The sequence below is a fragment of the Bacillus sp. BK450 genome (assembly GCF_004364885.1).
GTDB classification, from domain to species: Bacteria; Bacillota; Bacilli; order Bacillales; family Bacillaceae; genus Bacillus; species Bacillus safensis.
In genome coordinates this window covers 281,400-293,779 of sequence record NZ_SOBQ01000002.1, presented here as the reverse complement: position 1 = coordinate 293,779, position 12,380 = coordinate 281,400, and the positions used below count along the sequence as shown (strand labels likewise).

The following is a 12,380-nucleotide window of genomic DNA, read 5'->3' as shown; positions in this document are numbered from 1 at the left end:
AATCTTGATTGTTGCATTTGACAACAAGGATCGCTATAATAGCCCCTAAGGACAGCTAAATATCGATTGTATCCTTCGGGGCAGGGTGAAAATCCCGACCGACGGTAATAAAGCAAATGCTTTACAGCCCGTGACCCGTTAATTTATTAACGGTTGATTCAGTGAAAAGCTGAAGCCGACAGTGAAAGTCTGGATGGGAGAAGGATAAAGAAAGCTATGAACGAAAAATATTTGTTGATCATAGTCTTATTTCTGATGCAAAAAAACCACAGCCCCGGAATTTTTTCCGGGGCTTTCTGTATGATTTTGTCGTTAATAGACTGCATGCAGTGTTTATTAGGTGATCCCTCATCTACCTTGTATGGACCATAAAAAGCGACGAAGGTGCTCAATCGATCACATGTCCCTAACATCGCTTTTTTAAAAAGTGAGAAATACAAATGAAACGAAAGGGAGGATCACATGTTTACGGGGATAATTGAAGAAATTGGCACCGTTCAGTCATTAAGTAAAAAGTCAGCAGATGCTATGGAAATTGTCATTACATGCAGCCGTGTGCTGGAAGATGTTCAACTCGGAGACAGTATCGCCATTAATGGAGTATGTCTCACAGTCACTAGCTTCACAAAAGAACAGTTTGCGGCAGATGTGATGCCAGAGACGGTCAAAGCGACATCGCTGGATCAGCTGACAAAAGGCAGTCCAGTGAATTTAGAGCGAGCCATGTCCTCAAATGGACGATTTGGCGGCCATTTTGTCTCAGGCCATGTTGATGGAACGGCTGTCATTACCCGGATAGAAAAGAAGAGTAATGCCATTTACTATGATTTAAAAATGAACAAGACCCTCACAGATATGCTCACCCAAAAGGGTTCGATCGCAATAGATGGTGTCAGCTTGACCATTTTCGATTTGGGAGATTCACATGTCACAGTCTCTATTATTCCTCACACGCTTGAAGGAACTATTTTCCCGACTAAATCTATGGGGGATATCGTGAATATAGAGTGTGACATGATCGGTAAATACATTTATCGCTTTTTAACAAAAGAGCAGAGCGAAAAACAGCCATCTCGATTGACCCCATCATTTCTAAAAGAGCACGGATTCTAGGAGGCGATTGTATGTATCATTCCGTTGATGAGGCAGTAAATGCCCTTAAACAAGGAGAAATCATTATCGTAGTGGATGATGAAAACAGAGAAAATGAAGGAGACTTTGTGGCACTTGCTGAACATGCCACGCCTGAGGTGATTAACTTCATGGCATTACATGGAAGAGGCCTCATTTGTACGCCAGTCCATGCGTCGATCGCCAAACACCTGAATCTGCATCCAATGGTTGAACATAATACGGATGCACACCATACAGCATTTACAGTAAGCATCGACCATGTGACAACGACGACTGGTATTAGTGCTTTTGAGCGCTCCACGACCATGCTTTCCATGTTAAATAAAGACGCAAAACCAGAAGAGTTTGCCCGACCAGGACATGTTTTTCCGCTTATTGCAAAAGAGGGCGGCGTACTAGAAAGACCAGGTCATACAGAGGCGGCGGTTGATCTTGCTAAACTGGCAGGCTCAGAGCCAGCGGGTGTCATATGTGAAATTATGAATGCAGATGGATCAATGGCGCGCGTCCCTGAACTAAAGGAGATCCAAAAACAGCATGATTTAAAGATGCTGACAATCGAAGCATTACAGACATATTTAAACAACAATCGAACAGCCGCTATTGAAACAAAATAAAAATCACAAAAAAGGATGATCAACATATGAATACAATACAAGGTCATGTAGTAGCAGAAGGACTAAAATTTGCAATCGTTGTAGCGAGATTCAATGATTTTATTACAAGTAAACTGTTAGATGGAGCAGAAGATACATTACTCAGACACGGAGCAAATGGTGATGATATCGATGTTGTGTGGGTACCAGGCGCTTTTGAAATCCCGTACATGGCAAAAAAATTAGCAGAAACCAAAAAATATGATGCAGTCATCACACTTGGAACCGTGATCAGAGGCGCCACGACTCACTATGATTACGTTTGTAATGAAGCTGCTAAAGGAATTGCTCAGAGTGCTATGTCAACAGGGGTACCGATTATCTTTGGTGTACTCACAACAGAATCTATTGAACAAGCCATTGAAAGAGCTGGTACAAAAGCAGGAAATAAAGGCAGCGAATCGGCTGCAGCTGCTATTGAAATGGCGAATCTCAATCGAACGTTCTCTTAATTTAGTGAAAAAGAGTTTAAAAACGGTATAAAAATGTTTATAATGTGTGATGAGCAAATGAATCATAAGACATTTGCTGGAAATTAGGATAATTTGAATATTGAGGGGTATATATGTTAATTCGTTACAAGAGGTCTTTTGAAAAAATTGCCATGGGACTTCTGTCCTTTATGCCGGGTGAGAAAGACGTCAAACAGCTTCAGCAGACGATGAAGTCATATGAAATGGATGAAGATCGGCAGCTGTTCCTATGGAAAGATGGCGAGGATATTGTAGGTGCTATTGGTGTGTTGAAAACAGACGACCAAGTACAAATTGAGCATATTAGTGTGAATCCATCCCATCGTGATCAAGGAATCGGCAAGGAAATGGTTTTAGCCGTGGAAGAAATATTTAAAACCAAAACACTCATTCCAAATGAATTAACGCAAGGCTTCTTTCATAAGTGTCACAGCGAATCAAATTAAATATCACACATGTAAAAGCAGAGGCTACAGTCCTCTGCTTTTTTTACGTTCAATCTGCTTTTTTCGTTCCAGCAAAACTTCTGTCCGGTCACGGAGTCTATGTTTTTCGATTAAAAATGTATGGGATAAGTTGCTTTCCTGTCCAAAGAGCAGTCCTTCTTTTTGGGCCATTTCTTGGCATAAAGAAAGAAGTGCTTCATCTTTGATTGGCAGCATCACACTTTCATAGGGCATATCTTCATCCATTTTCTTTTTCAGCGTTCTCAGAAGCACCAGAAATGCCTCATCATCCAGACCGAGATTCGATAATACTGAACGGTTTGCTTCTAACAAATGAAGACTGTTAGAAATGAGCCGTTTTGCTCCTTTTCCATTTCCCCGCCTTTGATGATACAAGGCAACAGCGAGCTGAATGAGCCCGACCCAATATTCTTTGCGCTGCTCAGGGGGATCTTCTTTCCAATATTCCTCTAAAATTTCATGACATTCAAAATAATCTCTTGTCGTATGAAATTCGTGTAAAAAAGCCACGTACGCTTCAGGATACACAGCGGTCATCTCCTTTTCCACTCTCAGTCTAACATATCGAAAAGAAAAGAAGAAAGAGCGTCCCTTTAGTGAAAAGGACGCTCTGTTTCTTTAATAAACCCAAGCCGCGCCAACGATGATCAGCAAGATGAAAAGCACGACAATAAGCGCGAATCCTCCGCCGAAGTTATAGCCATCTCCCATAATGATACGGCCTCCTTTTTCATCAGTTCTGATTACAATGGTATTCTATGTATAAATGCCCTTATTGGTATGGGCGGATCCACTGTTTTTCTTGATTTGCCTAAGGCATCATGGCCGAAATTATATTGGACGAGAGCTTTATCCTGTCTTATACTAAAGGTTAGCCGGTGAAACGGTACTTAGAAGACAGTAGAAATGGTGAGAAAAAGATGCTGGAATATCAGGTGAAAATAGATTCGTTCGAGGGTCCTTTGGACTTGCTTTTACATTTAATTAACCGGTTGGAAATTGATATTTATGATATTCCCGTCGCTAAAATTACGGAGCAGTATTTATTATATGTCCACACGATGAGGGAGCTTGAGCTCGATGTTGCGAGTGAATATTTGGTCATGGCTGCAACCCTCCTGAGTATTAAAAGCAGAATGCTTCTTCCGAAACAAGAGGAAGAGCTGTTTGATGAAGACCTGCTCGAAGAGGAAGAAGACCCTCGAGAAGAGCTGATTGGCAAATTGATTGAATACCGCAAGTATAAAAATGCAGCACAAGAACTAAAGGAACGCGAAGAAGAAAGGCAAAATGCCTTTACAAAACCACCGAGTGATTTAAGCGAATTTGCAAAAGAATCAGAAGCGAAGGACACAAATTTACACGTAACGGTGTATGATATGTTAGGTGCGTTCCAAAAGGTATTAAATCGAAAGAAAATAACGAAACCAGCACCATCAAAGATTACAAGACAAGAAATCCCGATTGAAGACAAAATGAATGAGATTATGAACCATTTAAGAAAAACAAAAAAGCGGACCAATTTCATGACTCTATTTCAACATGATCAAAAGGAACACCTTGTCGTGACGTTTCTTGCTGTTCTCGAATTGATGAAAAGTCATCAAATCATGCTAGAGCAGGAAGGGAACTTTGAAGACATTTATATCATAGGGAGTGAAACGATTCATGACGCTTGATATCGTGAATTGGAAAGCCATCTTAGAAGCGCTGCTGTATGCAGCAGGTGACGAAGGCTTAACAAGAAAACAGCTCATGTCTGTTCTTGAAGTAGATGAGTCGGTATTACTCGACATTATGTCTTCCGTAAAGGAAGAATATCAAAAACAAGAACGAGGGATTGAGCTCATTGAATATGCAGATTCATATATGCTGCTGACGAAAAAAGAATACAGCATGTATTTAAAAAAATTAGTCGAGACACCATCCAAGGGTTTGTCGCAGGCAGCGCTGGAGGTGCTTGCCATTGTTTCTTATAAACAGCCGATTACACGCAGTGAGGTAGAGGAGATTAGAGGAGTCAAATCAGAGCGGGTACTTCATAGCTTAGTAGCCAAAGCACTGCTCTGTGAAGTAGGACGTGCCGATGGTCCGGGACGAGCGATTCTTTATGGGACAACCCCTACCTTTTTAGAGCAATTTGGCTTAAAAGCTTTAGATGAATTACCGCCGCTTCCAGAGAATGTAGAAGCAGATGGAGTACAAGAAGAGGCCGATCTATTTTTTGAAAACTTCAATCAAACATTTGAAGACATAAAATAGTTCAAAAGAATGAAAAATGTATGATAAAATATAAAAAAGATTTTAGGTCTAAAATCTTTTGATGACAGATAAAATGGTGACAAAGCCATGAGGGGAAGGTAAACACGAAACAAATGGCACATATGAATGTAAAGGCTCAAGTTGATCAAGCAGGCGTCTTTTTATCAAAGGTTGCAATTGAAATGAATGGTTTTCTGAACGAAACCACCTTATCAAGCTTGAAACGATTAAACCCCGAAGCGGAAGCCTATTATTGTGACATATTGAGTACATTACGGAAGCTTGCAGTGTACAGCGAGGATGCAGCAGCAGTTTGCAGGAAAATAGGCCAGCAGCAGACATTCCCGCAGCAAGCCGCACAGCAGATGCTCCACCGTATTTATCATCAATGTATTGAAGAATTTTTCACGCCTAAAAAGGATACATGGTATGAAGACAGCCGTTCGGCCTATACAGGAAAAAGCAGCATTGTTTTTCACCATGAAGTATCCGCTGATATGAAACGATTATTTTCTTCATTAGAAAAAGACTTTTTAGCGATGAGAGAAGAGCTGGAATATACGACTTCTCATCAGCAAGTGAAAATGGTATAAGCAATTTGAAGAAGCGCCTCTATATGTAGAGGCGCTTTTTTTATGGACGAGGCATCATAACTTTTTCAGCTGAGCATACACTTGTACAAAACGGACAAGGACGTGAATGAACATGCCCTATTTAAAAATTGGAACAGCAGTCCTTCTTCTATTTACACTCTTACTGCCTTTTTCCTCACATGCCAAAGCAGACATTTCATTATCAGTGAGTGCAAGAAGCGCCATTTTAATAGATGGACAGTCAGGCAGAGTCCTATTTGGAAAGGACGAGCACGAAAAAAGAAGAATCGCCAGTATTACAAAAATCATGACGGCTGTATTAGCCATTGAATCAGGAAAAATGAAAGATACCGTCAAAGTATCAAAACGTGCGATTCAAGCGGAGGGCTCATCCATTTATTTAAAGGAAGGGCAGAAGGTGAGCTTAGAAGATTTGACGTACGGGCTCATGCTGCGTTCTGGAAATGATGCAGCTGTTGCCATTGCAGAGCATGTTGGCGGCAGCTTAGAAGGATTTATCTTTATGATGAATCAAAAGGCAGCTGAACTAGGAATGGAGAATACGAATTTTCAAAATCCGCACGGACTCGATGACCATAAAAATCATTATTCATCAGCCTATGACATGGCGATCCTAACAAAATACGCGATGAAACATAAACAATATCAAAAAATTGCCGGTACAACTTTCTATAAAGCGAAGACAATGGAAGGCTATTGGAAAAATAAAAACAAGCTGCTCACCGGTTTATACGAATATTCCACTGGAGGGAAAACAGGATATACAAAGCTTGCAAAACGAACACTTGTCTCCACCGCTGCAAAGGGTGATGCTGAGCTGATCGCTGTGACCATTAATGCACCTGACGACTGGAAGGATCATATTTCTATGTTTGAATATGCATTTGATCACTATAAAACGTATGTGCTTGCTGAAAAAGGAAGGCTTGCTTCGTTAAAAGGGACCTTTTACGAAAAAAAAGCGTTTATCAAGCGTGATGTGGACTATTTTTTAAATGAAGATGAGAAAAAACTTGTCAAAATTGAAACGGAAATGCTCACCCCTAAAAAGAAATGGAAAAAAAACGCCGAAGCCATACCAGATGTTGTTGGAAAAATGACGATTTTATTAGATGGACAGGTGATCGAGCAATTACCGATTTTTTATGAAAATAAACGAAACCGCATGCCTCAAAAAAGCTTTCAAGAAATGTTTAAGTCTGTCTTTCAGACATCTATAGGCGGATCTTCATGGTCAATCTAATTTGGGTATTTCTCACTGTCATCGGTCTTGTCTATGCGATGTTTAATGGAACGATGCAGGAAGTGAACGAGGCTGTATTTAAAGGCTCAAAAGAAGCGGTTACCATTTCAATTGGTTTGATTAGTGTCCTCGTTTTTTGGCTCGGGCTCATGAAGATTGCCGAAGAGGCAGGGCTGTTAAATTTCTTTAGTAAATTATGCCGGCCCTTTATTTCAAAGCTATTCCCGGATATTCCGCCTAATCATCCTGCGATGGGATATATTTTGTCCAATCTCATGGCGAATTTCTTTGGTCTCGGGAATGCCGCTACACCTCTTGGAATTAAGGCGATGGAGCAGATGAAAGCATTAAACGGCGGAAAAAATGAGGCAAGCCGGTCTATGATTACATTTCTAGCGGTCAACACATCCTCTATCACACTTGTCCCAACAACCGTCATTGCAATAAGAATGACCTATGGGGCAGATCAGCCAACAGACATTGTAGGGCCAACCATTTTAGCAACACTCATTTCAGGAATCGGTGCAATTATCATCGATCGTTATTTCCACTATCGCAGAAGCAGGCGGGGGTGATCTTGTGGCATTTATTAACTGGCTGTCACTTGCTTTGATTCCACTGATCATCGCAGGAATTTTGATTGCTGGAACCATTAAAAAGGTACCAACCTATGAAACATTTGTTGAGGGAGGAAAAGAGGGCATTCAAATTGCCTTTTCAATCATTCCCTATTTAGTCGGTATGCTTGTAGCCATTACGATATTCCGTGCATCAGGTGCGCTTGATTTTGTCATGGGACTATTAAAACCAGTCTTTACAGCGATTGGTTTCCCGCCAGAAGTCGTGCCGCTTGCTTTTATTCGCCCGATATCAGGAACGGCTGCACTTGGAATGACATCTGACTTAATAGCGACGTATGGCCCAGATTCTTTTATTGGCCAGCTTGCAGCTGTCATGCAAGGGTCAACAGACACCACCCTTTACATTTTAACGGTCTATTTTGGAGCAGTTGGGATTAAAAAAATGGGAGATGCGCTGAAAGTAGGTTTGCTAGCAGATCTCATTGGTGTCATTGCCTCTGTGATTATCGTCAGTTTGTTATTTAGCGGCGCCTAATCAGGCGCTTTTTTGTATTTCATGGATGGAAAATCGCTTTTTAGCTGAAATTAGACAGACGAAACGCTTAATTTTCCACGAATGCTTGTTTGTTTTAAGTCAAGCAAGTAAGATAGTACATGAGGTGAAAGACAAATGGAACGTTTACAGAAAGTAATTGCACATGCTGGCGTCGCTTCAAGACGAAAGGCTGAAGAATTAATTAAAGAAGGACGAGTTACCGTTAATGGTCAAACAGTGACAGAGCTCGGAGTGAAGGTGGGCTCTTCAGATAAAATTGAAGTCAATGGATTAAAGCTTGAAAGAGAAGAACCGGTTTACTTTATGCTTTATAAACCGCGCGGCGTCATTTCGGCTGCCGAGGATGATAAAGGACGCAAGGTCGTCACAGATTTCTTTGATGATGTCCCGCAGCGCCTTTATCCAATCGGGCGGTTAGATTATGATACGAGCGGTTTGATTTTGATTACAAATGATGGGGAATTTGCCCATAAGCTCATGCACCCGAAATACGAAATAGATAAAACGTATGCAGCGAAGCTAAAAGGCATTCCATCAAAGGAACTGCTTAGAAAGCTAGAAAAAGGGATCATGTTAGATCATAAAAAAACAGCACCTGCTCGTGCGAAAATGCTTTCTATTGATAAACGAAAACAAACTTGTATTGTTCAATTAACCATTCACGAAGGCAGAAACAGACAGGTGCGCCGCATGTTTGAAGCGATTGGACATGATGTGTTAAAGCTAAAAAGGGAGCAATATTCGTTCCTTCATATTGAAGGTATGAGACCAGGAGACCGCAGAGAATTGTCTCCGCATGAAGTAAAGCGCCTGAGAGCAATTGCCGATCATGGGAAAAGCGCTTTTTAATTTTCACATAAACTTCAAAAAATGAAGAAGCATCAAAAGAAGGAGAATGCTATAATTTACCTGAATGTCTATGGGGAAGGGGTACTTCAGATGAAAAAAAGACGGTTTTTCATACGGACGGGCATTCTCCTCGTGATGCTTGCTGCACTATGTTATACAATGTATAACTCAGTATTTGCCAAACAGGATCGAGTCAAAGAAGGATCTATTGCGCCAAACTTTGTTCTTCAATCTGTCGATGGGGATCGGATTGAATTAAAGGACTTAAAAGGCAAAGGTGTCTTTCTTAATTTTTGGGGTACATGGTGTGGTCCATGTAAACAAGAATTTCCTTATATGGCGAATCAATATGAAGTGTTCAAGGATCGCGGTGTGGAAATTGTTGCAGTCAATGTTGCGGAATCCAAGATTGCCGTGAAAAATTTTATGGAGTCCTATGGCGTGAATTTTCCTGTTGCCATGGACAAAGATCGTCAAGTGACAGAGGCATATGATATTGGGCAGTTGCCAACTACGCTTTTACTTAATCCTGAAGGCAAGGTAATCAAAGTCATAAAGGGAACAATGACAGAACGTCAAATCTATGAGTATATGAATTTGATTAAACCAAAGGGGTCATAGAATGAAAGAGGTAAAGTGCGAGTGTGGACATATTAATCCAATCGGTACTGTTCTATGTGAATCATGCGGGAATCCTATTGAGGCTGAAGAGAAGAACTCTTCAAAGCTGCTTGATATGAGATATGACGGCAGTGCAAGACGCTCGCAAACATACAACAAAACGATTGTTGATAAAGTATGGAATTTTTTTTCTTCCGTTAAAGTGGGTGTGTGGCTGATTGTCATTACACTGCTCGCTTCTTCGCTTGGAACGATTTTTCCGCAGGAGCGATTTATTCCGCCAGGTGCATCTGCTTCCACGTATTATGAAGAGCAATATGGATCGTTTGGCAAGCTGTATTACACACTTGGATTCCATGATCTTTATAATTCTTGGTGGTTTTTAGCTCTTGTCGCATCAATCGGAATCTCCCTTGTCATTTGCAGTCTCGACCGCGTTATTCCTCTTTATCGAGCACTCAAAAACCAAGGGGTTATCAAAAAAGAAGGCTTTATGAGAAGACAGCGTTTGTTTAGCGAGACAGACAAAACATTAGATCAGCATACATATGAAGGCATCATAAGAGCAATGAAACAAAAGCGTTACCGCGTGCGAGAAGAAAATGGGTATATTTTAGCCGAAAAAGGACGTTTTTCACGCTGGGGACCTTACGTCAATCACATTGGACTAATCATCTTTCTCATTGGAGCGATGCTCCGGTTTGTCCCGGGCATGTACGTGGATGAAACGCTTTGGGTCAGAGAAGGGGAAACTGCACCAATTCCAGGTACGGATGGTCAATACTTCTTGAAAAATAATGCGTTTTCAATTGATCGCTATGAAACTGGAAATGAAAAAGAAGTGTTTGAGAATGCCATTGAAAAAGCTGGCGACGGTCAAGTGGTGAAAAGCTATAAAACGGATGCCATTTTATACAAACGTGAAGGAGAAGTTGTATTTGGTGAAAAGCCCAAGCTGAAGCAGGTAACAGAACACGATATCAAAGTGAATGAACCGCTCAAGTTTGACAATTTCTCATTATATCAAGTAGATTTTAAGCAAAATGAACTCGATCAAATGGTCTTTCAGCTGATTCGTAAAGATACAGAAAAATCTTTCGGTACAGTGAAGATTAATCTGCTGGAGCCTAAGTCAGAATATGATCTTGGTAGCGGTTACAAAGTCAAGGTGATGAGCTATCTGCCTGATTTTTATTTTGACGATGATGGAACGCCGAGTACGAAAACAAGGAATCCGAATAATCCTGCTTTCGTGTTTGAAATGATTTCTCCTGAAAAACCTAAAGGTGAAAAAAGCTTTGTCGCCATTCAAGAGACAGTAGAGGGTTCTGATAATAATTTATATAAAATGAAGTTTGATCGGGTTGAAACGAAAAACGTCACAGGGTTAACAGTTAGAAAGGATTTAACACTTGGCGTGCTTATAGTAGGCGGAATCATCTTCATGATTGGTGTCGTGCAGGGGATGTATTGGCAGCATAGAAGAATCTGGCTGTCGGCAAAGGATGGAAAAGTATTGGTGGCAGGACATACAAACAAAAACTGGTTCGGGTTAAAGTCCGATCTTGGTGTGTTACTAAGCGGCAGTGGCATCAAACAGCCAGTTGATCAAAAAGAACTGCCTGATACAACAAGTATCAGCAAAAGCAAGGGGGAAGGATTAGATGGCGGCAGTCAGTGAAAATCTGTTATTTGCAGCTTTTCTATTTTATTTAGCGGCAGTTCCTTTTTTTGGTGGTGCCATTAAGGGAAAAAAGAAAGAAGAAGGACCGCGCAGGAATAAGGCGGCACTCATTGGCATTACGCTTACCATCATTGGTTTTTTGAGCCAGTTGGGCTATTTTATTTCAAGATGGATCGCATCTGGCCATGCACCAGTCAGTAATTTGTTTGAGTTCACAACGGCTTTTGGCATGATGCTGGTGCTTGCATTCATCATTTTATATTTTGTGTATCAAGTATCTGTACTTGGTTTATTCACACTTCCAATCGCTTTATTGATTATTGCCTATGCAAGTATGTTCCCATCAGATATTTCACCGCTGATTCCTTCACTTCAAAGTAATTGGCTTTATATTCACGTGACAACAGCAGCACTTGGCCAAGCCATTTTAGCCATCAGCTTTGTGGCAGGTGTCATCTTTCTATTAAAACATGTGGATCAAACAAAGCCAGGGAAGAAGACGTTTGGTTTAGAGCTTGTCATGTTTATGATTGTGGTCACACTTGCATTTATCGCTGTCACGTCTATCTTTAGAATGACAGGATATGAAGCGACATTTAATTGGATCGATAAAAATAAAGAAAAAAGTGAGATGGTCTATGAGTTGCCAGCTCTTGTCGGACCTCATAAAGGGGAGCTAATGACGGAAGATCGTTTGGAACCGTTTGTTGAGCTGCCGCCTGTTTTTTCAGGTAGAAAGGTCAATACGGTGTTATGGTCATTTGGCGTAGGGCTGATCATATACGGACTTATTCGATTGATCATTCGTAAACGACTGAGCGCACTGCTTCAACCGCTAGTGAAACAGGTGAACCTAGACTTAGTTGATGAAATTGGGTATAGGGCTGTTTCGATTGGTTTCCCTGTATTTGCGTTAGGCGGGCTGATTTTTGCCATGATCTGGGCGCAAATTGCATGGACTAGGTTTTGGGGCTGGGACCCGAAGGAAGTATGGGCATTGATTACGTTTCTCTTTTATGCTGCCTATCTTCATCTTCGCTTGTCGCGAGGCTGGCATGGTGAAAAGTCTGCATGGCTTGCTGTGATCGGCTTTGCCATTATTATGTTTAATCTCATCTTTGTCAACCTTGTCATTGCGGGGCTTCATTCTTACGCATAATACAAGGAAAAGCCAACTTTTATGATTCAATTCGGCTTTTTGTTAAAATGAATGTAACAACGGAGAAAGCAGGAGGACTGT

Annotated in this window: 15 protein-coding genes, 1 pseudogene and 1 riboswitch; of the genes and pseudogenes, 14 read left to right on the top strand and 2 right to left on the bottom strand. The window is 41.0% G+C overall.

Features of this window, described 5'->3' with window-relative positions:
* The first annotated feature begins 67 nt into the window (after positions 1 to 67).
* Positions 68 to 209, top strand: a riboswitch (FMN riboswitch).
* Between the two features lie 253 nt (positions 210 to 462).
* The 4 genes and pseudogenes from ribE (at position 463) to EV579_RS06600 (ending at position 2,709) form a co-directional block, all read left to right on the top strand.
* Entirely contained in the window at positions 463 to 1,113 is a 651-nt protein-coding gene (ribE, locus tag EV579_RS06615; RefSeq protein ID WP_133744162.1) for a riboflavin synthase, read from the top strand.
* A gap of 11 nt (positions 1,114 to 1,124) precedes the next feature.
* Positions 1,125 to 1,730 (top strand): annotated as a pseudogene (gene ribB, locus EV579_RS06610) (3,4-dihydroxy-2-butanone-4-phosphate synthase); the annotation flags it as partial.
* Between the two features lie 47 nt (positions 1,731 to 1,777).
* Positions 1,778 to 2,242: a 6,7-dimethyl-8-ribityllumazine synthase gene (gene ribH, locus EV579_RS06605; protein ID WP_029706184.1), complete on the top strand. Its 465-nt coding sequence runs from the start codon at positions 1,778 to 1,780 to the stop codon at positions 2,240 to 2,242.
* Positions 2,243 to 2,355: 113 nt separating this feature from the next.
* Positions 2,356 to 2,709, top strand: a complete 354-nt coding sequence (locus tag EV579_RS06600; protein WP_024422850.1) for a GNAT family N-acetyltransferase — start codon at positions 2,356 to 2,358, stop codon at positions 2,707 to 2,709.
* A 24-nt stretch (positions 2,710 to 2,733) separates the two neighbouring features.
* Here EV579_RS06600 and EV579_RS06595 read toward each other — a convergent pair whose 3' ends face one another.
* Both EV579_RS06595 and EV579_RS06590 read right to left on the bottom strand, forming a co-directional pair.
* Positions 2,734 to 3,258 (bottom strand): DUF309 domain-containing protein, encoded by a 525-nt coding sequence (locus tag EV579_RS06595; RefSeq protein ID WP_133744160.1) that lies wholly within the window; start codon positions 3,256 to 3,258, stop codon positions 2,734 to 2,736.
* A 90-nt stretch (positions 3,259 to 3,348) separates the two neighbouring features.
* Positions 3,349 to 3,441 (bottom strand): YjcZ family sporulation protein, encoded by a 93-nt coding sequence (locus EV579_RS06590; RefSeq protein ID WP_012010430.1) that lies wholly within the window; start codon positions 3,439 to 3,441, stop codon positions 3,349 to 3,351.
* A 209-nt stretch (positions 3,442 to 3,650) separates the two neighbouring features.
* Between EV579_RS06590 and EV579_RS06585 the strand changes: the two genes are divergently transcribed.
* From EV579_RS06585 to ccsB, 10 genes are all read left to right on the top strand, one after another.
* A complete protein-coding gene (locus tag EV579_RS06585) occupies positions 3,651 to 4,409 on the top strand; it encodes a segregation/condensation protein A (protein ID WP_024422848.1) in 759 nt (252 codons plus the stop codon).
* Positions 4,399 to 4,992 carry an SMC-Scp complex subunit ScpB gene (gene scpB / locus EV579_RS06580; protein WP_024422847.1) on the top strand — a complete coding sequence of 198 codons (594 nt, stop codon included), beginning with the start codon at positions 4,399 to 4,401 and terminating at the stop codon, positions 4,990 to 4,992. Before EV579_RS06585 ends, scpB begins: the two co-directional genes overlap by 11 nt.
* Positions 4,993 to 5,105: 113 nt before the next feature.
* Complete coding sequence (locus EV579_RS06575) at positions 5,106 to 5,585, top strand: YpuI family protein (protein ID WP_073206152.1); 480 nt, start codon at positions 5,106 to 5,108, stop codon at positions 5,583 to 5,585.
* Between the two features lie 112 nt (positions 5,586 to 5,697).
* The gene (locus tag EV579_RS06570; RefSeq protein ID WP_041085973.1) at positions 5,698 to 6,849 is read left to right on the top strand and encodes a D-alanyl-D-alanine carboxypeptidase family protein; all 1,152 of its coding nucleotides are present in this window, start codon (positions 5,698 to 5,700) and stop codon (positions 6,847 to 6,849) included.
* A complete protein-coding gene (locus EV579_RS06565; protein ID WP_024422844.1) occupies positions 6,837 to 7,424 on the top strand; it encodes a nucleoside recognition domain-containing protein in 588 nt (195 codons plus the stop codon). Before EV579_RS06570 ends, EV579_RS06565 begins: the two co-directional genes overlap by 13 nt.
* Positions 7,425 to 7,428: 4 nt before the next feature.
* Positions 7,429 to 7,965, top strand: coding sequence for a spore maturation protein (locus tag EV579_RS06560; protein WP_024422843.1), 537 nt, complete (start codon positions 7,429 to 7,431; stop codon positions 7,963 to 7,965).
* Between the two features lie 135 nt (positions 7,966 to 8,100).
* Positions 8,101 to 8,835: a 23S rRNA pseudouridine(2605) synthase RluB gene (rluB, locus tag EV579_RS06555; RefSeq protein WP_024422842.1), complete on the top strand. Its 735-nt coding sequence runs from the start codon at positions 8,101 to 8,103 to the stop codon at positions 8,833 to 8,835.
* A 90-nt stretch (positions 8,836 to 8,925) separates the two neighbouring features.
* A complete protein-coding gene (resA, locus tag EV579_RS06550; RefSeq protein WP_047204114.1) occupies positions 8,926 to 9,456 on the top strand; it encodes a thiol-disulfide oxidoreductase ResA in 531 nt (176 codons plus the stop codon).
* Position 9,457: 1 nt separating this feature from the next.
* On the top strand, positions 9,458 to 11,137 hold the full coding sequence (gene resB / locus EV579_RS06545; RefSeq protein WP_133744159.1) for a cytochrome c biogenesis protein ResB: 1,680 nt from the start codon (positions 9,458 to 9,460) through the stop codon (positions 11,135 to 11,137).
* Entirely contained in the window at positions 11,121 to 12,299 is a 1,179-nt protein-coding gene (gene ccsB, locus EV579_RS06540; RefSeq protein ID WP_087975846.1) for a c-type cytochrome biogenesis protein CcsB, read from the top strand. Before resB ends, ccsB begins: the two co-directional genes overlap by 17 nt.
* Positions 12,300 to 12,380 lie beyond the last annotated feature (81 nt).